23 protein-coding genes are annotated in these 21,707 nt (G+C 61.5%); 9 read left to right on the top strand and 14 right to left on the bottom strand.

Annotation, left to right across the window (positions count from 1 at the left end):
• Positions 1 to 28: 28 nt before the first annotated feature.
• The 5 genes from fabD to IGS58_RS07900 form a co-directional block, all read right to left on the bottom strand.
• The gene (gene fabD / locus IGS58_RS07920) at positions 29 to 970 is read right to left on the bottom strand and encodes an ACP S-malonyltransferase (RefSeq protein WP_230521033.1); all 942 of its coding nucleotides are present in this window, start codon (positions 968 to 970) and stop codon (positions 29 to 31) included.
• Positions 971 to 1,002: 32 nt separating this feature from the next.
• Positions 1,003 to 2,001, bottom strand: a complete 999-nt coding sequence (locus IGS58_RS07915) for a beta-ketoacyl-ACP synthase III (RefSeq protein WP_230521032.1) — start codon at positions 1,999 to 2,001, stop codon at positions 1,003 to 1,005.
• A gap of 15 nt (positions 2,002 to 2,016) precedes the next feature.
• Entirely contained in the window at positions 2,017 to 3,084 is a 1,068-nt protein-coding gene (gene plsX, locus IGS58_RS07910) for a phosphate acyltransferase PlsX (RefSeq protein WP_034779241.1), read from the bottom strand.
• A 210-nt stretch (positions 3,085 to 3,294) separates the two neighbouring features.
• Complete coding sequence (gene rpmF / locus IGS58_RS07905) at positions 3,295 to 3,477, bottom strand: 50S ribosomal protein L32 (protein ID WP_034749653.1); 183 nt, start codon at positions 3,475 to 3,477, stop codon at positions 3,295 to 3,297.
• A gap of 332 nt (positions 3,478 to 3,809) precedes the next feature.
• On the bottom strand, positions 3,810 to 4,307 hold the full coding sequence (locus tag IGS58_RS07900; RefSeq protein WP_034779242.1) for a YceD family protein: 498 nt from the start codon (positions 4,305 to 4,307) through the stop codon (positions 3,810 to 3,812).
• A 223-nt stretch (positions 4,308 to 4,530) separates the two neighbouring features.
• Between IGS58_RS07900 and IGS58_RS07895 the strand changes: the two genes are divergently transcribed.
• Both IGS58_RS07895 and IGS58_RS07890 read left to right on the top strand, forming a co-directional pair.
• Positions 4,531 to 5,139 carry a Maf-like protein gene (locus tag IGS58_RS07895; RefSeq protein WP_230522211.1) on the top strand — a complete coding sequence of 203 codons (609 nt, stop codon included), beginning with the start codon at positions 4,531 to 4,533 and terminating at the stop codon, positions 5,137 to 5,139.
• An 18-nt stretch (positions 5,140 to 5,157) separates the two neighbouring features.
• Positions 5,158 to 5,907, top strand: a complete 750-nt coding sequence (locus tag IGS58_RS07890; RefSeq protein WP_230521031.1) for an SAM-dependent methyltransferase — start codon at positions 5,158 to 5,160, stop codon at positions 5,905 to 5,907.
• 77 nt (positions 5,908 to 5,984) lie between these two features.
• On the opposite strand, the gene IGS58_RS07885 is transcribed toward IGS58_RS07890, so the two are convergent.
• On the bottom strand, positions 5,985 to 6,902 hold the full coding sequence (locus IGS58_RS07885) for a 23S rRNA (adenine(2030)-N(6))-methyltransferase RlmJ (protein ID WP_034749665.1): 918 nt from the start codon (positions 6,900 to 6,902) through the stop codon (positions 5,985 to 5,987).
• A gap of 277 nt (positions 6,903 to 7,179) precedes the next feature.
• On the opposite strand from IGS58_RS07885, the gene IGS58_RS07880 reads away from it, so the two are divergent.
• Positions 7,180 to 7,608 carry a thioredoxin family protein gene (locus tag IGS58_RS07880; RefSeq protein WP_230521030.1) on the top strand — a complete coding sequence of 143 codons (429 nt, stop codon included), beginning with the start codon at positions 7,180 to 7,182 and terminating at the stop codon, positions 7,606 to 7,608.
• A 6-nt stretch (positions 7,609 to 7,614) separates the two neighbouring features.
• On the opposite strand, the gene IGS58_RS07875 is transcribed toward IGS58_RS07880, so the two are convergent.
• Together IGS58_RS07875 and IGS58_RS07870 are read right to left on the bottom strand one after the other, a co-directional pair.
• On the bottom strand, positions 7,615 to 9,888 hold the full coding sequence (locus IGS58_RS07875; protein WP_230521029.1) for a xanthine dehydrogenase family protein molybdopterin-binding subunit: 2,274 nt from the start codon (positions 9,886 to 9,888) through the stop codon (positions 7,615 to 7,617).
• 10 nt (positions 9,889 to 9,898) lie between these two features.
• Positions 9,899 to 13,036: an EAL domain-containing protein gene (locus IGS58_RS07870; RefSeq protein WP_230521028.1), complete on the bottom strand. Its 3,138-nt coding sequence runs from the start codon at positions 13,034 to 13,036 to the stop codon at positions 9,899 to 9,901.
• Positions 13,037 to 13,295: 259 nt separating this feature from the next.
• On the opposite strand from IGS58_RS07870, the gene IGS58_RS07865 reads away from it, so the two are divergent.
• Positions 13,296 to 13,802, top strand: a complete 507-nt coding sequence (locus IGS58_RS07865) for a DUF1993 domain-containing protein (protein ID WP_070255365.1) — start codon at positions 13,296 to 13,298, stop codon at positions 13,800 to 13,802.
• 107 nt (positions 13,803 to 13,909) lie between these two features.
• Here IGS58_RS07865 and IGS58_RS07860 read toward each other — a convergent pair whose 3' ends face one another.
• Together IGS58_RS07860 and IGS58_RS07855 are read right to left on the bottom strand one after the other, a co-directional pair.
• Complete coding sequence (locus IGS58_RS07860) at positions 13,910 to 14,104, bottom strand: DUF1289 domain-containing protein (protein ID WP_070255368.1); 195 nt, start codon at positions 14,102 to 14,104, stop codon at positions 13,910 to 13,912.
• Positions 14,104 to 14,676 carry a DUF1415 domain-containing protein gene (locus IGS58_RS07855; protein ID WP_034779269.1) on the bottom strand — a complete coding sequence of 191 codons (573 nt, stop codon included), beginning with the start codon at positions 14,674 to 14,676 and terminating at the stop codon, positions 14,104 to 14,106. The genes IGS58_RS07860 and IGS58_RS07855 overlap by 1 nt, the downstream gene beginning before the upstream one ends.
• 338 nt (positions 14,677 to 15,014) lie before the next feature.
• On the opposite strand from IGS58_RS07855, the gene IGS58_RS07850 reads away from it, so the two are divergent.
• The 5 genes from IGS58_RS07850 to IGS58_RS07830 all read left to right on the top strand — a co-directional run bounded on the left by IGS58_RS07850 (position 15,015) and on the right by IGS58_RS07830 (position 19,986).
• A complete protein-coding gene (locus tag IGS58_RS07850) occupies positions 15,015 to 16,427 on the top strand; it encodes a transglycosylase SLT domain-containing protein (RefSeq protein ID WP_034779271.1) in 1,413 nt (470 codons plus the stop codon).
• A 103-nt stretch (positions 16,428 to 16,530) separates the two neighbouring features.
• Positions 16,531 to 17,319 (top strand): enoyl-ACP reductase FabI, encoded by a 789-nt coding sequence (gene fabI / locus IGS58_RS07845; RefSeq protein WP_034779273.1) that lies wholly within the window; start codon positions 16,531 to 16,533, stop codon positions 17,317 to 17,319.
• Between the two features lie 72 nt (positions 17,320 to 17,391).
• Positions 17,392 to 17,670 (top strand): hypothetical protein, encoded by a 279-nt coding sequence (locus IGS58_RS07840; RefSeq protein ID WP_230521027.1) that lies wholly within the window; start codon positions 17,392 to 17,394, stop codon positions 17,668 to 17,670.
• 5 nt (positions 17,671 to 17,675) lie between these two features.
• A complete protein-coding gene (locus IGS58_RS07835) occupies positions 17,676 to 18,197 on the top strand; it encodes a helix-turn-helix transcriptional regulator (protein WP_230521026.1) in 522 nt (173 codons plus the stop codon).
• A gap of 382 nt (positions 18,198 to 18,579) precedes the next feature.
• Complete coding sequence (locus IGS58_RS07830) at positions 18,580 to 19,986, top strand: DEAD/DEAH box helicase (protein WP_035820280.1); 1,407 nt, start codon at positions 18,580 to 18,582, stop codon at positions 19,984 to 19,986.
• Positions 19,987 to 20,071: 85 nt separating this feature from the next.
• On the opposite strand, the gene IGS58_RS07825 is transcribed toward IGS58_RS07830, so the two are convergent.
• The 4 genes from IGS58_RS07825 to IGS58_RS07810 all read right to left on the bottom strand — a co-directional run bounded on the left by IGS58_RS07825 (position 20,072) and on the right by IGS58_RS07810 (position 21,658).
• Positions 20,072 to 20,530, bottom strand: coding sequence for an acyl-CoA thioesterase (locus IGS58_RS07825; RefSeq protein WP_034750191.1), 459 nt, complete (start codon positions 20,528 to 20,530; stop codon positions 20,072 to 20,074).
• Between the two features lie 84 nt (positions 20,531 to 20,614).
• Positions 20,615 to 20,983: a hypothetical protein gene (locus tag IGS58_RS07820; protein WP_034779283.1), complete on the bottom strand. Its 369-nt coding sequence runs from the start codon at positions 20,981 to 20,983 to the stop codon at positions 20,615 to 20,617.
• A 129-nt stretch (positions 20,984 to 21,112) separates the two neighbouring features.
• The gene (locus IGS58_RS07815; protein WP_162483240.1) at positions 21,113 to 21,250 is read right to left on the bottom strand and encodes a hypothetical protein; all 138 of its coding nucleotides are present in this window, start codon (positions 21,248 to 21,250) and stop codon (positions 21,113 to 21,115) included.
• A gap of 234 nt (positions 21,251 to 21,484) precedes the next feature.
• Complete coding sequence (locus IGS58_RS07810; RefSeq protein WP_230521025.1) at positions 21,485 to 21,658, bottom strand: hypothetical protein; 174 nt, start codon at positions 21,656 to 21,658, stop codon at positions 21,485 to 21,487.
• Between the last annotated feature and the right edge of the window lie 49 nt (positions 21,659 to 21,707).

Raw genomic sequence — 21,707 nt, 5'->3', positions numbered from 1 at the left:
TGGCAGGCAGGCTGCCGCGGTCTGATGTTTATTTGAGCTGCGTCAAAATGCGTTCCAGCGATGCCTGATCGACGATGGCGTCGCCCACCAGCACCGGATCGATGCGCTTGGCCAGGCCCATCAGGACCTTGCCCGGACCGCACTCGATCACTTGCGTGATGCCGTCGGCCGCCACTTTTTGCATGGTTTCCACCCAGCGCACGGGGCTGGCTGCCTGGCGCACCAGTGCATCCTTGATGCCGGCCACATCGTTGACGATGGCCACGTCGACGTTGTTGATCAGGGCGATTTGCGGCGCCGAGAACGTCAAGCTGGCCATGTATTCGCGCAAACGGTCCGATGCGGGCTTCAGCAGCGACGAGTGGAATGGCGCGGAGACGGGCAGCTTCATGGCGCGCTTGGCGCCCTTGGCCTTGGCCAGTTCGCAGGCGCGCTCGACGGCCGCCGTATGGCCGGCGATGACGACTTGTGCAGGCGCATTGAAATTGACGGGCTCGACCACCAGGGCCGGGTTTTCCGCCGCCGCTTCCGCACAGGCGGCGTGCACGTCGTCATCCGACAGGCCCAGCACGACAGCCATCGTGCCCTGCCCGACGGGCACGGCTTCCTGCATGGCTTGCGCGCGGAAACGCACGAGCGGCACGGCATCCTTGAACGGGATGACGCCGGCGGCGACCAGCGCCGAGTATTCACCGAGGCTGTGACCGGCCACGACCGTCGGCACGGGGCCGCCGGCCGCCAGCCAGGCGCGATAGAAAGCCACGGCCGCCGTCAGCATCACCGGCTGCGTATTGGTGGTGAGATCGAGTTCTTCCTTCGGACCTTCGGCGATCAGCTTGCCCAGGTCGAATTGCAGGGCGTCCGACGCTTCGGCAACGGTCTGCGCAACCACGGGGTTGCCGGCGAAACCGTCGAGCATCGCAATCGCTTGCGAGCCTTGACCTGGGAAAACAAATGCAAATTGTGTCATGTCGACTCCGTTTTTTTAATAGTGTTACGGGATTACATGCGCGCCAGCACAGCGCCCCAGGTAAAGCCGCCGCCCACGCCTTCCATCATGACGTTGTCGCCCTTCTTGACGCGACCATCGCGCACGGCGATGTCGAGCGCCAGCGGGATCGAGGCGGCCGAGGTGTTGCCATGCTGGTCGACGGTGACAACCATCTTTGCCAAAGGCAAGCCAAGTTTCTTGGCCGTGCTGTTCATGATGCGGATATTCGCCTGGTGCGGGATCAGCCAGTCGATCTGGTCCGACGTCATGTTGGCGTGTTCCAGCGCTTCGTGCGCGACCTTTTCCAGCACGGACACGGCCAGCTTGAATACGGCCGGGCCATCCATGTAGAGGAAGGCGCTGCCGTCCAGCGCGCCGCCAGCCAGGCTGCCCGGCACGCTGAGGATGTTCGAGTGGCGGCCATCCGCGTGCAGCTTGGTGGCCAGGATGCCCGGCTCCTTGGAGGCCGTCATGACGATGGCGCCAGCGCCGTCGCCGAACAGCACGCAGGTGCCGCGGTCGTCGAAATTGAGGATGCGCGAAAACACTTCGGCGCCGATCACCAGCACATTCTTGTGCATGCCCGACTGGATGAAGCTGTCGGCCGTGGCGACCGCATACACGAAACCGCTGCAGACGGCTTGCACGTCGACGGCAGCGCAGTTGTTCGTGATGCCCAGCTTGTTTTGCACGATGCAAGCCGTGCTGGGGAAGCTGCCGAAGAAATCGGGAGTCGAGCTGGCAACGATGATCAGGTCCAGGTCATTGCCGTTCAGGCCAGCCATTTCCAGGGCCTTTTTGGCCGCTTCCACGCCCAGGTCCGAGGAGTTTTGCGACGGCGCCGCATAATGGCGCGCCGAAATGCCGCTGCGCGATACGATCCATTCATCCGACGTCTCGATGCCCTTGGCGGCGAGCTGTTCGGTCAAATCCTGGTTGGTGACGCGCTTCTCCGGCAAGTAGCTGCCGGTACCGATAATTTTGCTGTAAGTTTTGCTAAAAACAGTCATGCAAATACCCGTCCACTAAATGGTAGAGCTTGTTGATGTAGGTTCGTCCGGTACTGGCGTGCGCGGCATCAGCTCGGCGATCAGGCTGGCCAGGTGCGCTTGCACGTCATTTTTTGCCGCATCAAAGGCGCGGCGCAAGGCCCATTCGAACGAATAGGCATCGGCGCTGCCATGGCTCTTGAAGACGAGGCCACGCAAGCCCAGCAGGCTGGCGCCGTTGTAACGCGATGGATTCAAGCGGTTGCCGATGGCTTTCAGGGCCCCGCGGGCGATCAGCGCGCCCAGCATGGTGATCGGATTGCGCTTGAATTCGGAAGTGAGCACGTCTTTCATGAAGCGCGCCAGACCTTCGATGGCTTTCAGGGTGACATTGCCGACAAAACCGTCGCAGACGACGATATCGGTCGTGCCCTTGAAGATATCGTTGCCTTCCACGTTGCCGTAGAAGTTCAGCGCGCCACGCTCGTGGTCGGCCTGCAGCAGCTTCGAGGTGAGCTTGACCACTTCATTGCCCTTGATATCTTCCGTGCCCACGTTCAGCAAGCCGATCGTCGGGCGTGCGATGCCTTCCATGGCGGACACCAGCACGGAACCCATGATGGCGAACTGGTGCAAGTGATGCGGTTCGCAATCGACGTTGGCGCCCAGGTCCAGCATGTAGGTGGGGCCGTTCTTTTGATTCGGCAAGATGCTGCAGATGGCCGGGCGGTCGACGCCGGACATGGTTTTCAATACATAGCGCGACACAGCCATCAGGGCTGCCGTATTACCGGCGGAAACGGAGGCTTGCGCCACGCCGTTCTTGACCTGTTCGATGGCCACGCGCATGGAGGAATCCTTCTTGCGGCGCAGGGCCACTTCCAGGGGATCGTCCATGGTAACTTGTTCGGAGGCATGCAATACCGACAGGCGCGGATGCGTGTCGGCTTTATGTTTTTTCAGTTCGGCACGGATCACGTCTTCCAATCCAACAAGGATCAGTTCAGCTTCAGGCTCATGTTTTACGAAGGAAATTGCTGCGGGGATAGTGACTGAGGGACCGTGATCTCCGCCCATGCAGTCGATAGAAATTTTGATTGTCATTTGTGTTGATTCAATACCGCTGCGGGCGTGCGGCAAGATGTGAATCGGACTGGAGCATATGCAGGGCGCAGCATGTCATGCACCGCCTGAGCAAGCTTGATTCAAAATGACGGGTGCGCAAGATGAATTGCAGCCGATAAAAAAGAAGAAGCGGCGCCACGCCGAATAACCACGCAACACCGCTTTCATCTTACCCAACAAAAACGTCGATTACTCGTCGTTTTTGGTCTTCAACACTTTACGGCCACGATAGAAGCCGTTAGGGCTGATATGGTGACGCATGTGTGTTTCGCCGGTAACTGGCTCGACGCTCAATTGCGGCGCGACCAGGAAGTCGTGCGAACGGTGCATGCCGCGCTTGGAAGGGGTTTTCTTGTTCTGTTGAACTGCCATGATGACTCCTAATACATAAGTTCTAAAATTTTAGCACAATCGATTAGCAAATACATGCGAATCGAGTATCCCAGCGGCAAAGACTACCCGAAAATAGCCCGGACCGACATCGTTTATTACAATTACATTTCACTACACTTGCCATACTCGATTACTACACGCGTTTGACACGTTCTCTAAGCGGAGCCTCACAAACCTACTGCGCGTCCCACTATCGCCTCGGCGTTGCTCAGCGTACTTCCGTACGCTTGCGCTACTCAAGACGATATTGGGCCGCTCGCTACGGTTTTTGAGGCCCCCTACAAACTACCACTACTACTTATTCTCTTAACTTATTCTGGCTTCAAGTCTTTCAGGGCCGCAAACGGCGACTTCTTTTCAGTCTTGAGAGCATCGAGTTGCGCCGTATCGGGGCAGACGTCGTGTTTGGGTACCTGCGGCAGGGCCAGCAAGGCTTCATCTTCGATCAGGGCCGCGGCATCCATGCTGCGGCTGCCGACGATCACGTCGATCGATTCATCGTTGATGATTTCTTCGATCTCGTCCGCGTGCTCGTCATCCTTGCCCAGCATCAGAGTGGTCGTCGAATCAATTGCGTAAGCATACGGAGTCAGGCAGCGCTGGCAAACCAGCTGAACGGTGCCGTTGACCGACAAGGTCAGTTGTGGGTAGCCCAGCTTGCTGGTGCCGCCGACGATCTTCCAGGCGATCTCGCCGGAACTATCTGCACAATCCTTGGTCAACCGGGTCATTTCAGCGACAGGAGTTACACCCTCGCGGCTCCCGCTGATACGACAAAAATCAAAGGCGTCGATCACAAAAGCATTCATTGGTAGAAAATTTCCCCGGAAAACCTGCGATAATAACAGGGTTTTTAGCACGGAGTCAAAGGCTAAGCATCTTTTTTGACGCAATCATTGCCATAAACATGACAACTTCATCAACACCGTCATGCCGCATGGAGCCTCAGTTGTGGGCTCTGCGCCCTGGAATTTGCGTGAAATTCCACTGACATCGACCAGCGCGGCCATGCCGGCCGCCATCCACTACCGAATGATACCAACTTCCGTCCCATTGCGCTTGATTCTTGCATCGAGTTCGACCTACCGCAAGGAATTGCTGGAACGCCTGCGCCTGCCTTTCGAGGTCGCCGTGCCCGATCTCGACGAAAGCCCGCTGCCAGGCGAAAGCCCCAGCGCCACGGCCCTGCGCCTGGCCCAGGCAAAGGCGCAGGCCGTGCTCGACCGCTACCCTGGCAGCCTCGTCATCGGCTCCGACCAGGTCGCCACCCTGGATGGCGCGCAGATCGGCAAGCCCGGCAACCATGCGAATGCCCTGCTGCAGCTGCAAACCATGCGCGGGCGCCAGACCGTGTTCCACACGGCCCTGTGCCTGCTCGATGGCCGCCAGAGTCCGCCTGTGGCGCAAGTGGAAGATATCCAGACCCTCGTCACCGTGCGCGACTTGCCCGATGCCGAGCTGGATGCCTACCTGCGCATCGAGCAGCCGTACGATTGCGCCGGCAGCGCCAAGAACGAGGGCCTGGGCATCGCCCTGCTCGAGCGCATCGACAGCGTTGACCCGACCGCCCTGACCGGCTTGCCGCTGATCGCCCTCACCGGCATGCTGCGCAAGGCGGGCGTCGCGTTTTTCACCCTTTAATTTACCGACAATACAAATATGACCGGCACCCTGTACCTGATTCCCAACCACCTCGGCCTGTCCGACAGCCCGGCCGACCCGCTGGCCCACATCATTCCAGAGCAAGTACGGCAGATCACGTCGCAGCTCGATTATTTCGTGGCAGAAAACGCCAAGACGGCGCGCGCCTTCCTGAAACTGATCGGCAACCAGCATCCGCTGGCCAAGCCGCTGCAGGAAATCACGATTTCCGAACTTAACGTAAATACCCCGGCGCAAGCGCTGACCGGCTTGCTGGCACCCCTGCTGGCGGGGCGCGATGCGGGCCTCGTCTCGGAAGCAGGCGTACCCGCCGTGGCCGACCCCGGTGCAGACCTGGTGCGCCTGGCGCATCAGCACGGCATCAAGGTGCGCCCGCTGGTGGGGCCATCGTCGATCCTGCTGGCCGTGATGGCCAGCGGCTTGAACGGCCAGAGCTTCGCCTTCAACGGCTACCTGCCCACGGATGCGGCCCTGCGCGCCAAGCGCATCAAGGAACTGGAAGTGCGTTCGCGCACGGAAAAGCAGACCCAGCTGTTCATCGAAACTCCGTACCGCAATGCGGCCATGCTCGAAGCGCTGGTGGCGCAATGCGCGCCATCGACCCTGATCTGCGTTGCCACCGACCTGAGCCTGGACACGGAAAGCGTGCAAACGTGGAATGGCGGCCAGTGGAAGAAACAATTGGCCGCCGGCAAGGCACCTGACTTCCACAAGAAACCGACCGTGTTCTTGCTGCTGGGACAGTAATCCCCCGCCCATAAAAAAACGCCACGGGTACAATGCCCGTGGCGTTTTTTATTACAGCACTACCAAGAGAAGTATGATTACACTCTTCTTGTACCGGTATTTTTCTGTCCGCCCTTGCCCGTTTCCAATACGAACTTCGCGCCATCGTCGCGGCCCAGCACCTTCACCAGGTACGGCATGACTTCGCGCAACATCGGCTCCAAGGTGTACGGCGGGTTCAAAATGAACATGCCGCTGCTGTGCAAGCCAAAACCGTCCGGCGACGGGGTGTTGACCGTCAGGGTCACGTGCAGCCAGTCCGAGCTGGGCAATTGCTTGAGCTTGTCGGCAAACTGGCGCGATTCCATGCGCTGCAGCACCGGGTACCAGACGGCATACATGCCCGAAGGGAAGCGCACGAGGGCGTCGGCCAGGGTGTCCTTGACCTTGCGGTAATCCATCTTGTCTTCATACGGCGGGTCGATCAGCACCAGCGCGCGGCGCGATGGCGGCGGCAGCAGGGCTTTCAGGCTCTGGAAACCGTCTGCCTTGGTGATCAGCACGCGCTTGCCGCGCACGGTCGGACGCTCGCCCTGGGCCAGCGCATGCGCCTCGACCTTGCGGAAGTTGTCGGCCAGAATCTTTGCGTCCGCCGGATGCAGCTCGAACAGGCGCAGACGGTCTTGCTCGCGGCTGACCTTGTCCGCGCAGTACGGCGACCCCGGGTAGTAGCGCATCTTGCCGCTCGGATTCATTTCCTTGATCAGCTTCATGTACTCGGCCAGCGAGGCCGGCAAGTCCGTGCGATCCCACAGGGGCGCGATGCCCGTTTCGTACTCGGCATTTTTCGACGCATAGCCGCCGTCGAGCGCATACACGCCCGCGCCGGAGTGGGTATCAATATAGCTATAGGCGGTATCTTTTTGATTCAGATATTGCAACAACTGAATCTGCACATAATGTTTCAACACATCGGCGTGATTACCCGCGTGAAAGGCGTGGCGGTAACTCAACATAAGCTGGCTAATTCCATAATAAAAATAAATAAAGGCGGGAGCGCTGACACCGGGCAGGGCATGAAAACAGACTGGAGGGGTCAGGCTGCGGGGCCAGGAAACAGCATGGACCAGCGTAATCAGCGCGCAATTACCAGCATTATCCACCAGAAAGGTGTATTGCATCAAAAAACACGGATAAACAAGCCCATGCATTCCCGGGACTGCGGTGGCCGGGCGCGGTAGAATACGCGCATCGGGCGCCCGGCGCCCATCGCCCTACTAACCAGATACGACCATGCACAGCCTGACCCTCACGACCGATAACCGCGCCGACGTCGCGGCAGCCCTGGCCGGCCCGCGCTGGACGGTGGCCTGCCTGTGCGCGCTGTGGTGCGGCACTTGCGGCAGCTACCGCGCCACATTCGAGGAACTGGCCGCGCGCCATCCGGACACCGTCTTCGTCTGGGTCGACATCGAAGACCAGGCCGACGTGGTGGGCGACCTCGACATCGACAACTTCCCCACCCTGCTGATCCAGCACGAGGACAACGTGGCCTTCTTCGGCACCGTGCTGCCCGACGGCGGCCTGGCGCACCGCATGGTGCAGGCGCAGCAGGCCCTCAGCGGGGCGGAACTGGCGGCGCTGGCCGGCAGCACGCAGGAGCGGCGCGACTGGCAGCGCGACTGCAATCTGCGCAACCTCCTCGCCGCCACCCTGGCTTGATGTAAATTAACCCAGGCGCAGCGGCAGGCTGCGCAGCCGTTTTCCCGTCAAGATGAACACGGCGTTGGCCACGGCCGGCGCGATCGGCGGCGTACCGGGCTCTCCCACGCCTTCGGGGTGTTCCGCGCTGGCGATGATGACGGTTTCCACCTCGGGCGTTTGCCCCATGCGCAGCACGGGATAGTCGTGGAAGTTAGCCTGCTCGACTTTCCCCTCCTTGAAGGTGATCTCGCCACCCAGCGCCGCTGACAGGCCAAACAGCACGGCCGACTCCATCTGCTGGGCGATGATGTTCGGATTGACGGCGATGCCGCAATCGATGGCGCACACCACGCGCTGCACGCGGATTTCTCCGTTTTCCACGGACACTTGCGCCACTTGCGCGACGATGCTGCCGAACGACTGATGCAAGGCCACGCCATGCGCATGGCCGGGCGGAGGCGTTCCCGCCTTGGCAACTGCCGCATCGAGCACGGCCAGGTGGCGCGGGTGCCGCACCAGCATGGCACGGCGGAAAGCGATGCCATCCTGCCCCGCCGCGTGGGCCAGTTCGTCGATAAAGCTTTCCTTGAAAAAAGCGTTGTGCGAGTGCCCCACCGAGCGCCAGTAACCGATGGGCACAGGACTGTCGGCGATCACGTGGGCGATGCGCTGGCTGGCAATTTCATACGGCATGTCGAATTCGCCTTCGGCCGTGGTCTTGTCCGGCCCCGCACCGGGCAAGCCGAAATTACGCTGCAAAAACTGGTGCGTGATGGAGCCGCTGACGGATTTGTTGTCCCAGGAAGCGATGCGGCCGTGTTCATCGAGGCGGGCCGCAAAGCGGGCCAGCGCGGCGGGACGGTACATATCATGCTGCGTATCCTGTTCGCGCGTCCACACCAGCTGCACGGGCGCACCGCCGCACTGCAGTGCGATGGCCACGGCCTGGGCGATCATGTCCACTTCCAGGCGGCGGCCGAAACCGCCACCGAGCAGCAGCACCTCGATGACGACGTCCTTCGCATCGACGCCGGCCACTTTCGCCGCCACATCGACGGCGATGCCGGGCGCCTGCGTCGAGACCCACAGCATCACCTTGCCATCCTTGACCTGCGCGGTGCAGTTGACGGGTTCCATGGCGGCGTGCGCGAGGAATGGCGCGCGGTACTCGGCGCTAACCTGCCGCATGCCCTGCACGGCCTTGCTTTCCACCTGGCCGCTGGCGTGATAGGCATAGCCCGCTTCGCTATCGAGCAGGCGGGCAAACTCCGCATACACGCCGGCGCTGGACAAATTCGCCTGCGGGCCAGCCTTCCACTGCGTCGGCAAGGCGGCCGCCGCCTGCCTGGCGCGCCACCAGGTGTCGGCCACCACGGCGGCACACGAGACGCTGCGCTGAGCCAGGTGCGGCGTCAGGTCCAGCACCTTTTTCACCCCGGGCATGGCCAGCACGGGCGCCGCGTCGAACGCGGACAGGATATCGCCCAGGCGCGGCGGCAGATGCAGGGCCGCATACAGCATGCCGGGCGGGCGCGCATCGATGCCGAAACGCGCGCTGCCATTGACTTTGGATGGCGTGTCGCGGCGCGGCGCCGGCTGGCCGATCAATTTGAAATCCCTGGGCAGCTTCAGCACGGGCGTGCCCGGGTCGATTGCGGCGGCGCGCTGCGCCAGGCTGGCGTAGCTGGCGCGCCGGCCATCCGGGTGCAACACTGCGCCATTTTCCGTGCGGCACTGCGCAGCCGGCACCTGCCACAACGCGGCGGCGGCCCCCACCAGCATGGCGCGCGCCGACGCGCCCGCTTCGCGCATGGGACCCCAGCCATCCTTCACGCTCGACGAGCCGCCCGTGACAATCACGCCCAGCTCGCGCGCCGCCTTGGCCACCGTCCACTGGGCCAGCGCTTTTACGCGGCCCTGGTCGTCCGGGTGGAAAGGCAAGCCGTCCTGGAGCATGGCGACATTGCCGAAGATCTTGTCCATGGGCGCCTGGATCAGCTTCACGCTGGACAGCGGCACGTCGAGCTCCTCTGCGACCAGCATCGGCAAGGCCGTGTGCACGCCCTGCCCCATCTCGCTGCGCGGCATGGCCAGGGTCACCGCGCCGTCGGTGCCGATGGCCAGCCAGCCGTTCAGCGCCACGGCGCCATCCTGGAGCGGCAGCGGCACGCTGCCATGCAGGCGCTGGCGCGGCGGCAGCACGCCCCAGCCCAGCACCAGGGCACCCACGCCGGCCACGCCGAGACCCAGGCCGCGGAGCAGGAAACGGCGGCGCGACGTATTTTTTTCTCCGGCCATGGGATACCCTTTAATTGGTTAGTGGTTGATCCAGCGGGTCGATCCAGCGCTCCAGCATATCCTGTGCCAGCACCGGGCGGCTATAAAAATAACCTTGCGCCAGCTTGCAGCCATGGCGCAGCAGGAAAGCCGCCTGCTCTTCCGTCTCCACGCCTTCGGCGATCACGGACAATTGCATGCTCTTGCCCAGCTGGATGATGGCAATCGCAATCGCTTCGTCATTGACGTCCGTCGAGATATCCTTGATGAAGGAGCGGTCGATCTTCAGGGTTTGCACGGGCAGCTGCTTCAGATACGCGAGCGAGGAATAACCGGTGCCGAAATCGTCGATGGCCAGGCCCACGCCGATGGCGTGCAAGTCGTTGATGAAACCGAGCGCATCGCCCGTGTTCATGATGACGGACTCCGTCACTTCCAGCTGCAGGCGCTGCGGCTCGAGACCCGTTTCCTTCAGAATGTCGGCCACCATGCCGGCGATGCTGCCCCGCTCGAACTGCTTTACCGACAGATTCACGGCCATCTTCGGCACGTGCAAGCCCTGCGCCTGCCAGCGCATCATCTGGCGGCATGCTTCGTCGAGCACCCATTTGCCCAACTGGTTGATGAAGCCGCTGTCCTCGGCCAGCGGGATGAAGCGCGCGGGCGGCACCAGGCCCAGTTCCGGGTGGTTCCAGCGCACCAGCGCCTCGACGCCGACCAGGCGGCCCGTGTCGATTTCCACCTGCGGCTGGTAATTGAGGAACATCTCGTTTTTCTCGATCGAGCGGCGCAAGAAGGTTTCCAGGCGCAGCCGCTCGACGCCTTCGCCCGTCATCGACGGCGCATAGAAGCGGTAGCCGTTGCGCCCGCGCGCCTTGGCCTGGTACATGGCCACGTCGGCATTGCGGATCAACATGTTCAAGTCCAGCGCATCGTCCGGATACAGGCTGATGCCCACGCTGCAGGTGACGAACAGTTCGTGGTCGGCCACCGTGAACGGCTGGTCGAACATGGTCATCAGCTTTTCCGCCACCTGCGTCGCACCGTACTCGCCGTCGACGCGTTCGAGCAGCACGATGAACTCGTCGCCGCCCAGGCGCGCCAGGGTATCGCCCTCGCGCAGGCGGGCCGCCAGCTGGCCGGCCACCTTTTGCAGCAGTTCGTCGCCCACATGGTGGCCCAGGGTGTCGTTGACGTTCTTGAAGCGGTCCAGGTCGATGAACAGCACGGCCAGCTGCTCCTGGTCGCGCGCGGCGCGCAGCAAGGCGTGCTGCAGGCGGTCGTGGAACAGCAAACGGTTCGGCAGGGCCGTCAGCGGATCGTGGTGGGCCATGTGGTCGAGCTTTTCCTGCGACTCCTTGATCAGGGTGATGTCGCTGAACACGCCCACGTAATGCGTGGTGCCGGCGCGCGCGTCGCGCACGGCGCTGATGGTCAGCCACTCCAGATACAGCTCGCCATTCTTGCGCTGATGCCAGATTTCGCCGCGCCAGAAACCGCTGGCCTTCAGCTCGTTCCACATGGCTTCGTAGAACGCAGAGTCGTGGCGCGCCGAGCGGGTCAGCGAAGAGTGCTGGCCCACCGCCTCCGCTTCGGCATAGCCGGTGATCTGCGTGAAGGCGGGATTGACGGTGACGATGATACCGCTGGCATCGACCACCATCACACCGTCGGCGATATGTTCGAGCACGGTGGCCGACAGGCGCAGTTTTTCCTCGGCTTCCTTGCGCGCCGCGATGTCGGCATACACCCAGATGCTGCCTTCATTGGGGCGCAGCGGATCGAGCGCGCAGCCGCTGACCAACGCCCAGAACAGGCTGCCGTCGCGGCGCTTGTACTGGCGCTCCTCGCTGAAATCGCCGCCCATGGCCAGCGCCGGATACTGGCGCTCACCCGCCTCCTCGAAGTCATACGAACTCATAAACACCATGGCCGTCGAATTACCCGTCATCTCGGCATGCTCGTAGCCGAACAGTTCCTCGCAGCGGCGGTTGACGGAAATGATGCGGCGGTGGCGCACGAACATCACGCCGAACATCACGTTGTCGAGAATCGCGCTCTGCTCCGTCAGCAGCGCTTCGATGCGCATCTCGTGGTGCTTGCGCTGGCTGATGTCGGCAATGATGCCGTCGACCCAGATGACGCCCTGCTCGCCCGCCTGCGGCTGGCCATTCTCGGCCACCCAGCGCTCGATGCCGAAAGCGTCGATGATGCGGTATTCGAGCGCATATGGACGTACCTCGGCCACCGCCTGGCGGACGGCGCGGCGGTGCTCGCGGCGGTCTTCCGGGCAGATCAGGTCGGCCCAGGCATGCGTGGTGCCGCGCATGAACTGGCGCGCCGAATAGCCGGAAATCTCTTCGATGGCATCGCTGACAAAATCGATGGGGCCGTCGGGCCGGTAGCGGAAGACGGCGCCCGGCACCTGCGTGACGATGGTGCGGAAACGCTCTTCCCGCTGGCCCACATCCTCGAACAACTGGCCGATGGCCGCGCGCATTTGCTCAAGCTGGGCCGTCAGGCGACCCAGCTCGTCAGTGCTGTGCGAGGTCAGGGGCGTGTCGAAATCGCCGTGCGACAGGCGGTCGGAAAAGCGCGTCAGGCGGCGCAGGGGTTTCAACAGGCGGCGGTTCAGGAACAGCACGATCAGCGCCATCGACACGGCCAGTTGCGCGCCCAGCACGAAAATATAGGAGATCTGCTTTTCGCGCAGCTCCTGCTGGCTGCGCGCATCGTCCATCTCGACGACGACGTGGCCGATGCGTTCGCCGCGCACGAAGATGTCGCGCTCGGCGCGGTACAGATTGCCCACGGGCCGCTGCGGCGCCTGCAGGCGGATGAATTCCGTGTCGCCCTGCCCCAGCACCTTCACCAGCAGCACGGAACGGTCGCGCATCACCGACTCGACCAGCGAATGGGCCGATTCCGCGTTCATGTTCCACAGCGACTCCTGCATGCCCAGCGCCAGGATATCGGCATTGCGCTGCAAGGCTTCGTTCAGGCTGGTGCGCGCCGACTGGCGCTCATGCACGCCGACCAGCACATAGCTGCCGAAGATGGCGGGAACGACGAGGCCGCCAAACACCACCAGCAGCAAGGCGCCATAGATAGACGAGCCGTACAGCACACGCAGGCTGGCGCGCAGGCGCTGGTAAGGTGAATTAAACATGCGGCAACAGGGCAACAGGGATCAGGCGGGCGATCATTGACTTTACAGGGGAATCGGGTGGTGAGGCGGGAAGAAACTTTATCAGGAGCAATTATGCATGGAAAAAGCGGGGAAAGTCACCAATAAACACACGCCAACGGCTACCTCATGTCATATAAACAGGGTTGAAAAACCACACGCCGCCCGGCGCGTCCGGCCGGCGCCAGCAGAAAAGCGCGCAGCTTGCTATCATCGCGCCACTTTACCTAGAGGAACCACCATGACCTTCTCCATCTACTCCGCTTCGATCCCCGTCTTCAAACAGATCCTGGGCAGCCTGGCCACCATCCTGGACAAGGCGGAAACGCACGCGCAAGACAAGAAAATCGACCCGAACGCCCTGCTGCAATTCCGCCTGTTCCCGGACATGCTGCCGTTCGTGCGCCAGATCCAGATCGCCACCGACTTCGCCAAGGGCTGCGGCGCGCGCCTGGCAGGCGTGGCCGTGCCACCGTATGAAGACAGCGAACAGAGCTTTGCGGAACTGAAAGCGCGCATCGTGAAAACCATCGCCTTCCTGGAAAGCCTGCCGCAAGCGGACATCGACGGTAGCGAAACGCGCGCCATCACCACCGGCAGCGGCGAAAAGACCAAGCACTTCACGGGCCAGACCTATCTGTTCCACTACGCGCTGCCGCACTTCTTCTTCCACGCGACGACGGCGTACGACATCCTGCGCCATAACGGCATTGAAGTGGGCAAGAAAGACTTCATCGGCAGCTTCTGATCGTTAGCGCCAAAAGTACCGGGGTCAGTTCCTTCGGAATCGGAATGCTTCCCATTGGGAAGCATTCCCCCGTCTGGTCTGACCCCGACAGTTGCAGTTGGGTTAAATCAGGTATTCCGGCGCGGATAGCCTTGCGAAAGAATCCGCACCCATACCACTTCCTTTTCTTCATCCGTCATCGACACCCAGTGGGCCACTTCCACTACGCTGCGGCCGCAGCCGCGGCAGATTTCATCGAAGGTTGTCGAGCACACGGCCACGCAGGGCGTGTCTGGACGCGGCGGCAATTCCTTGTCCGCCATCAGGACACCTTCGGCAAGCCGAGCTTTTCCCAGCCTTCGGTACCCAACGCTTCCAGCGTGGCAATATTCTTGTCAAAGATCTCCGACGCTTCCGGGAACGCCTCGACGGCGCGCTCGATGCTGTCTTCGCGCAGCAGGTGCAGGGTCGGGTACGGCGAGCGGTTGGTGTAGTTGCTGATGTCGTCCTCGAACGTTTCGGCAAACTGGTAATTCGGATGGAAACTGGCCACTTGCAGTTCGCCGGCCAGGTGCATGTCTTCCACGGCCGCGTCGGCCACGTCGAGAAACTCGTTGTAGTCGAGGAAATCGTTCAAGGTGTACGGATGGATCAGCAGGGTCGTGTCGATCTGCTCGGGATCCGTGTCGGCCAGGGTTTGCAACTCGTCCATCAGCATCGCCAGCAGATCTTCCGGATTGCCCGATTCGCATACCACGTAACGGATCTGCTTCTTGACGTGCACGGCCTTGGCGAACGGGCACAGGTTCAGGCCGATCACGGCCTTTTCCAGCCAGGCAACGGTATTGGCGATGATGACGGCGTTGTCGTCGTCGTGGCGCGGCGGGGTGTTCATATACTTGACTCTCTATTAATAAGGCGGCCGGCGGCTGAATGGCCGGCCAAAGCCAAATTGTACGCACTTTTGCGCAGCCTCATACCGGGCGCCATCCAGGCTTGCGCCAGCCTCCTCGCCATGTATGCTATAACAGCGGCCGAATCACGTATCGGGCAAATTAAATTTGCAATAATGACAGCATTTGCGAATGGAAACTCAGCCGTTACCCACTTATTGCCGCTTATTTCCTGTCATCATGCTGACATAATTCTTGACTCCTGCATGTGGATATACGTACACTCGCTGCTTGATCATGGGTCTGTCCGATGTTTCTCCGACGACAACAATGGAACACTATGCACGAAAACTCCTTTAAATCTACCGTCCTGGCGGCGTTGGCCCTGGCGCTTGCGCCCGCCCTCAGCCAGGCGTACGAAGCCGGTGTTGAGAGCGATAACGCGCCAGTCGCCGCCGCCGCACCCGCCCTGATCCCGATGACCGCCCAGGTCACGGCGAAACTCCCCACCCTCGACAACCGCCTGCAAAAGACCGACCGTCTGCTGAAAAACCTCAGCGATAATTCCGATCCGCTGCGCGAAGCCGACGTCTGGGGCCGCATCCGCAGCGGCTATGCGATTCCCGACATCAACAACCAGCTGGTGGCGAACCACGTCAACTGGTACGCCACCCGCCCCGACTACATCGCCCGCACCACGGCGCGCGCGTCGCGCTACATCTTCCACGTGGTGCAGGAACTGGAAAAGCGCGGCATGCCGACGGAACTGGCCTTGCTGCCGTTCATCGAGTCCGCCTTCAACCCGCAAGCATTCTCCAGCGCCAATGCGGCCGGCATGTGGCAATTCGTGCCCGCCACCGGGCGTGATTTCAACCTCAAGCAAAACATGTTCAAGGACGAGCGCCGCGGCGTGCTTGCCTCGACCGATGCGGCCCTGACCTACCTGCAGCGCCTGTATGACATGTTTGGCGACTGGCAACTGGCCCTGGCCGCCTACAACTGGGGCGAAGGCTCCGTACAGCGGGCCATCAAGAAAAACCAGGCGCTGGGCAAGCCGACCGACTTCGAAAGCCTGGCCGACCTGATGCCGGCCGAAACGCGCAACTACGTGCCGAAACTGCAAGCGGTGAAAAACATCATCGCCAATCCGGCCCAGTTCGGCCTGACCCTGCCCGTGGTCGACAACCAGCCGTATTTCACGGCCATCGACAAGACTAGCGACATCGACATCACCGTTGCCGCCCAGCTGGCCGAGCTGTCAATGGATGAATTCAAGGCCTTGAATCCGCAATTTAACCGCCCCGTCATCATCGGCGGTGAAAAGACCAAGATTCTGTTGCCGCAGGAAAACGCCGCCAAGTTCACCACCAACCTGGCGCAATGGGGCCATGCCTTGTCCAGCTGGACGACGCACAAGATCACCAATGCGCGCGAACGCATCGAAACCCTGGCGTCGAAATTCGGCACCACGGCCGATGTGCTGCGCCAGGCCAACAATATTCCCCAGCGCACCAGCCTGCGTGCCGGCTCCACCATCCTCGTGCCGAAAACTTCGGCCACGATGAACAAGGACATCACCCAGGAAATCGCCGACAGCGCCACCATGCTGCTGGAAGCGGACCGTCCGGAACGGGCCGCCAAGGCACTGCGCCGCGCCGCCAAGGGTGGCAAGGTGCAAGCCGCGCCAATTTCCCTGGTGAAACCGCGCATCCAGCGCGGCGGTGGCAACAGTCGCGCCAAGGCCCGTCACTGATCGCCTGAGCTGTATTGACCTACCTCACCGGCCGCCACAGCTTTGCTGTCGCGGCCGGTTGTACATCCGCCCACCCCGCCCACCTACCCAGACAGGAGTCGTCATGGCTTTCTTGCAAGGCAAAAAAATCCTCATCACGGGCTTGCTGTCGAACCGTTCCATCGCCTATGGCATCGCCAAGGCTTGCCACCGCGAAGGCGCCACCCTCGCCTTCACGTATGTGGGCGAACGCTTCAAGGAGCGCATCACGGAATTTGCGGCGGAATTCGGCAGCGAACTGGTATTCGACTGCGACGTTTCCAGCGATGAACAGATCAGCGCCGTCTTCAGCGACCTGGCGCGCCACTGGGAACATCTCGATGGCCTGGTGCACGCCATCGGTTTTGCGCCGCGCGAAGCGATCGCCGGCGACTTCCTCGATGGCCTGTCGCGCGACAGCTTCCGTATCGCGCACGACATTTCCGCCTACAGCTTTCCCGCCATGGCCAAGGCCGCCCTGCCCCTGCTGCACCCGGGCGCTTCGGTGCTGACCCTGACCTACCTGGGCGCCATGCGCGCCGTGCCCTACTACAACACCATGGGCCTGGCCAAGGCGTCGCTGGAAGCATCCGTGCGCTACCTGGCCGAATCGCTGGGTCCGCGCGGCATCCGCGCCAATGGCATCTCGGCCGGCCCCATCAAGACCCTGGCCGCGTCCGGCATCAAGGATTTCAGCAAACTGCTGGGCTTTGTGGCCGAGCACGCCCCGCTGCGCCGCAACGTCACCATCGAAGAGGTCGGCAATACGGCCGCCTTCCTGCTCTCAGACCTGGCCTCCGGCATCACGGGCGAGATTACCTACGTCGATGGCGGTTTTTCGCAAGTGATGGCCGTCAATCCCGAAGTAGAGTGAGGCGGTGATGGCCGATGTTTTGCGGTTGTCACTTGACAACCGACCAGTATCGACCTACATTGGAGGCATCGCATGGCGCGCTCCCCGCACCCGAAGAAAGACATCGAAGCGGCATTGCGCCACGCGGAAAGCCAGGGCTGGCGCGTGGAAACGGGTGGCAGCCATGTCTGGGGCAAGATCTACTGCCCGTACAATGATGCCGGCTGCCGCTGCGGCGAATTCTGCATCGCCTGCATCTGGAGCACGCCGAAAAATCCCGGCAACCATGCGCGGGCGATACGGCGGGTGGTCGACAATTGCACTTTCAATAAGCTGATGCACGACTGCATGCAACGCAAATCCAAGGGGTAGCCATCATGGATTACATCTTTACTCTCAAATACCGCCTGCCCGATAACGAAACCGACCTCGATGCGCTGGCCGATCGCCTGGGCGGCGGCGGTTGCGACGATGCCCTGGCCGGCATCGGGCAAGCGGGACGCCTGGCGCTGGAATTCACGCGCGAGGCCAGCAATGCCAGCGAAGCACTGCTGAGCGCCATGGCCGATGTGAAAGCCATCGTGCCCGGGGCCGTGCTGGTCGAGGCCGCCCCCGACTTCGTGGGACTGACGGACGTGGCGCAAGTGCTGGGCTTGTCTCGCCAAAACCTGCACAAGCTGATGAACAAACACCGCCACAACTTCCCCGCGCCCGTGCATGAGGGCAGCGCCACCATCTGGCACCTGGCCGACGTGCTGGCTTGGCTGCAGGCCAAGGGGACTTACCAGCTGGAACGCAGCCTGGTCGACGTGGCGCAAGCGGCCCGGCAAATCAACCTGGCCAGGGAAACGCGACAGGCGCCGCCGCTGCCCGCCGACATCGTGGCCATGCTCCATTAAACGGAAGAAAACTACGTACTCTTACTGATTTCACATAGGAAACATGATCAAAACGTGGTAGGACTGTCGTTTCTTCCCATTTAAGCCGTGCAAAACGGCTGCAAATACGGTATAGTGTCGTTGTGCGCTGCAATATGTTTCCTTGAAGCGATGGCAACACCGCAGTTACATGCACTACAAACTTAGCAGCTTCGCAAGCCTTAGCGCATCCACAGGATGCCGCTTATAAAGCCCTCCCGCCTTGTGTGTCGCACCTGACACCGTCCCGGCGCAAAGCTTTTGTGCCGAAATTTCTTTCTAGTTGAGTCATTTCGTTTTGGTTGGCGTTGCTATTTTGCGTTCTGCTTTTTGCAAGAACGCTGATTTTCACGAAAGAAAAAGAATGACATTTGAATCCTTAGGCCTGCATCCGTCCATCATCGCCGCTCTGACCGAATCGGGCTACACCGCGCCAACCGCGGTACAGTCGCAAGCGATTCCAGCCGCGATCGAAGGCCGTGACCTGCTGGTCTCGTCGCAGACCGGTTCGGGCAAGACGGCAGCTTTCATGCTGCCATCGCTGCACAAACTGGCCAGCGCCGAACAAAGCGCCGCCGGCAAGACGCCGAACCAGGAAATGCAAGCATCGCGCGCCCGCGGCGAGCGTCCACGTTTCAAGGCCGCCCAGCCAAAAATGCTGGTGCTGACGCCAACGCGCGAACTGGCCCTGCAAGTGACCACCAATACCGACAAGTACAGCACCGGCATCCGCCGCATCAAGGCTGTGTCGATCCTGGGCGGCATGCCTTACCCTAAACAGATGCAATTGCTGGCCAAGAATCCTGAGATCCTGGTCGCTACCCCTGGCCGTCTGATCGACCACATGGACTCGGGCAAGATCGACTTCTCGCAACTGGAAATCCTGGTGCTGGACGAAGCCGACCGCATGCTGGACATGGGTTTTATCGACGATATCGAAAAGATCGTGGAAGCGACGCCGGAAGGCCGTCAAACCATGCTGTTCTCGGCAACGCTGGACGGCGTCGTCGGCAACATGGCTCGCCGCATCACGAAGAACCCGCTGGTCATCCAGGTGGCAAGCTCGAGCAACAAGCATGAAAACATCACCCAGCGCGTTCACTTCGTCGACGACCTGTCGCACAAGAATCGCCTGCTGGACCACCTGCTGCGCGACGAATCGCTGGACCAGGCTGTTGTGTTTACCGCCACCAAGCGTGACGCCGACACCATCGCCGACCGTCTGAACATCGCCGGCTTCTCGGCTGCCGCCTTGCACGGCGACATGCATCAGGGCGCGCGCAACCGCACCCTGGACGGCATGCGCCGCGGCCAGGTCAAGGTGCTGGTTGCCACCGATGTTGCCGCCCGCGGTATCGACGTGCCAACGATCACCCACGTGTTCAACTACGATCTGCCGAAGTTCCCGGAAGACTACGTCCACCGCATCGGCCGTACCGGCCGCGCTGGCCGCAATGGCCTGGCCATCTCGCTGGTGAACCACGCTGAAGGCATGAACGTCAAGCGTATCGAACGCTTCACCAAGCAATTGATCCCGGTCAATGTCATCGAAGGTTTCGAGCCTAAGAAAACGGCATCGGCACCACGTTCGAGCGCCCGTCCAGGCGGCTGGAAACCAGGCGACAACCGTGGCGGCGCGAAGCCAGGTCAACGCACGTTCAGCAAGCCAGGCGCACCACGCAAAGACGGCGCACCGAGCACCGGCGGCGGCTACAAGGGTTCCAACCCGCGCAGCACCGACGGCGCACGCCGCAGCTACGGCGACCGTTAATCACGGTTTCCCATTGCCTCTAGGCATGCAATGAAAAACGGCCACCAGATCGCTCTGGTGGCCGTTTTTTTATGTCCGCAACGACTTATTTCTTCGACACCTTCTGGCGCGAAAGCTTGCGCAGCTTGGCCTGCTCGAAGCGCGCGTGCTGTTCCGGCGTTTCCAGTACCAGCGGCGGCACGGCCACCGGTTTGCGGTTGGCATCCACGGCCACCATCGTGAAATAGCAACTGTTGGCGTGGCGCACCAGGCGCTGCTGGATGTTTTCCGTCACCACGCGGATACCCACTTCCATCGACGTCGTGCCCGTGTAATTGATCGACGCGAGGAACGTCACCAGTTCGCCCACGTGGATAGGCTGCAGGAACATCACCTGGTCCACCGACAGGGTCACCACATAGCTGCCCGAATAGCGGCTGGCGCAGGCATAGGCGACGCTGTCGAGGTATTTCAGGATGGTGCCGCCGTGCACATTGCCGGAAAAATTGGCCATATCGGGCGTCATCAAGACCGTCATCGTCAGTTCGTGGGCCGACCAGTTCATCGCGCTGTCCAAAGTATTCTCCAAAGGGGGAAATTAAAAGTGAGGGGAGATGTGAAAACCGGCCACGAGGGCCGGTTGTGAGCCTTACAGGCCCAGGGTGTCGATGTCGGCCAGCGACTCGCGGCCCTTGTCGGAAATGTCGTAGCCTTCGCCTTCGGCGCGCGCCACGATGTGGGCCTTCTTGCCCAGGAAATAAGCCACGTCCGATTCCAGCTTGGTCAGTGGATCGGTGGCGACGGCGCGCAGCCCCATGATGCAGCGGCGCAGGAACAGCAGTTGCTGTGCTTTCTCGGTGATGGACAGACGGCCATCGCGTGCATAGCTGAGCAGCTTCAGGCCGGACAGGCGCTTGGCATTGCGGGCAACGCAAGCGCTGGGGCGCTCGGTCTTGATGCCGCGTGCAACTTGCTCCAGCGCGTCATATTCATCGGTTGTTAATTTCTCGTTCTTCATTACTTTTCCATAAAAGGCCAGGTGTTCGGCCCCCATGGTACGCGCCCCGCTGCGCATCGGCAACAGGCAACGTGAATCAGTCATCGCCCGCGCGGCGGACGGCTGACTGGAAGACGGGCAGGACAGCCCTTATTTATAGTTGCGCAGCAGCAGCCAGGCCAGGCCGCAACCCGCCACGGCGCCCGCCAGGGCCAGCGCCACGAGGTTTTTGCTGGTCATCACAGGCCGCCGGCCCAGGTAGATTTTGTTATGCAAGGAATTGCCCATGATGGTCTCCTGTACAAGAATTTTTATGATGTCTCATTATAAGAACAGAATCGTGACGGCCGCATGACACTCGACAGTTAGAGTTTGATTTGTATCCACTCGGCAACATTTATTGACGTTTTTGTTGTTTAAATGGCGTGGCGCCAGCGGCCACCGCGCAGTCCATTTCCGATCGGAAATAAACGCGGCGCACATCTCCCTGTCACCGCCATGCCGGCGGCGCACCGCGCCCCGTCACTGCATTTTCACAGGCGGTGGCGGCGGCGTCGGTTCCTCGACGGGCACGGGCTCGATGTGGGGAGGCGTTTCCGGCGGCGGCGCGAGGGGATCGCCTTCCGGCGGTGGCGGCATATCGGGTTCGGGCGTGCTGTGCGCACGCAACAGGGCAGGACGGAATTGGGTTTGCATGTGACCTCCTTTGCCCCACTCTAGCCGATACGGCCAAATCCTGGCGCCC

Source organism: Janthinobacterium sp. EB271-G4-7A (genome assembly GCF_020858075.1).
In the GTDB taxonomy this organism is placed as follows: Bacteria; Pseudomonadota; Gammaproteobacteria; order Burkholderiales; family Burkholderiaceae_D; genus Janthinobacterium; species Janthinobacterium lividum.
The sequence above is the reverse complement of the archived record's forward strand: the minus strand, read 5'-3'. Positions and strand labels throughout refer to the sequence as shown.

Bases quoted from the DNA above. Each gene is read 5' to 3' on its own strand.
- IGS58_RS07810 (WP_230521025.1), bottom strand. From the start codon at position 21,658: ATGCAAACCCAATTCCGTCCTGCCCTGTTGCGTGCGCACAGCACGCCC.
- fabI (WP_034779273.1), top strand. From the start codon at position 16,531: ATGGCTTTCTTGCAAGGCAAAAAAATCCTCATCACGGGCTTGCTGTCG.
- IGS58_RS07900 (WP_034779242.1), bottom strand. From the start codon at position 4,307: ATGAATGCTTTTGTGATCGACGCCTTTGATTTTTGTCGTATCAGCGGG.
- plsX (WP_034779241.1), bottom strand. From the start codon at position 3,084: ATGACAATCAAAATTTCTATCGACTGCATGGGCGGAGATCACGGTCCC.
- IGS58_RS07835 (WP_230521026.1), top strand. From the start codon at position 17,676: ATGGATTACATCTTTACTCTCAAATACCGCCTGCCCGATAACGAAACC.
- IGS58_RS07815 (WP_162483240.1), bottom strand. From the start codon at position 21,250: ATGGGCAATTCCTTGCATAACAAAATCTACCTGGGCCGGCGGCCTGTG.
- IGS58_RS07825 (WP_034750191.1), bottom strand. From the start codon at position 20,530: ATGAACTGGTCGGCCCACGAACTGACGATGACGGTCTTGATGACGCCC.
- IGS58_RS07880 (WP_230521030.1), top strand. From the start codon at position 7,180: ATGCACAGCCTGACCCTCACGACCGATAACCGCGCCGACGTCGCGGCA.
- IGS58_RS07855 (WP_034779269.1), bottom strand. From the start codon at position 14,676: ATGAACACCCCGCCGCGCCACGACGACGACAACGCCGTCATCATCGCC.
- IGS58_RS07875 (WP_230521029.1), bottom strand. From the start codon at position 9,888: ATGGCCGGAGAAAAAAATACGTCGCGCCGCCGTTTCCTGCTCCGCGGC.
- IGS58_RS07840 (WP_230521027.1), top strand. From the start codon at position 17,392: ATGGCGCGCTCCCCGCACCCGAAGAAAGACATCGAAGCGGCATTGCGC.
- IGS58_RS07830 (WP_035820280.1), top strand. From the start codon at position 18,580: ATGACATTTGAATCCTTAGGCCTGCATCCGTCCATCATCGCCGCTCTG.
- IGS58_RS07870 (WP_230521028.1), bottom strand. From the start codon at position 13,036: ATGTTTAATTCACCTTACCAGCGCCTGCGCGCCAGCCTGCGTGTGCTG.
- IGS58_RS07865 (WP_070255365.1), top strand. From the start codon at position 13,296: ATGACCTTCTCCATCTACTCCGCTTCGATCCCCGTCTTCAAACAGATC.
- IGS58_RS07915 (WP_230521032.1), bottom strand. From the start codon at position 2,001: ATGACTGTTTTTAGCAAAACTTACAGCAAAATTATCGGTACCGGCAGC.
- rpmF (WP_034749653.1), bottom strand. From the start codon at position 3,477: ATGGCAGTTCAACAGAACAAGAAAACCCCTTCCAAGCGCGGCATGCAC.
- IGS58_RS07885 (WP_034749665.1), bottom strand. From the start codon at position 6,902: ATGTTGAGTTACCGCCACGCCTTTCACGCGGGTAATCACGCCGATGTG.
- IGS58_RS07890 (WP_230521031.1), top strand. From the start codon at position 5,158: ATGACCGGCACCCTGTACCTGATTCCCAACCACCTCGGCCTGTCCGAC.
- fabD (WP_230521033.1), bottom strand. From the start codon at position 970: ATGACACAATTTGCATTTGTTTTCCCAGGTCAAGGCTCGCAAGCGATT.
- IGS58_RS07850 (WP_034779271.1), top strand. From the start codon at position 15,015: ATGCACGAAAACTCCTTTAAATCTACCGTCCTGGCGGCGTTGGCCCTG.
- IGS58_RS07820 (WP_034779283.1), bottom strand. From the start codon at position 20,983: ATGAAGAACGAGAAATTAACAACCGATGAATATGACGCGCTGGAGCAA.
- IGS58_RS07860 (WP_070255368.1), bottom strand. From the start codon at position 14,104: ATGGCGGACAAGGAATTGCCGCCGCGTCCAGACACGCCCTGCGTGGCC.
- IGS58_RS07895 (WP_230522211.1), top strand. From the start codon at position 4,531: ATGATACCAACTTCCGTCCCATTGCGCTTGATTCTTGCATCGAGTTCG.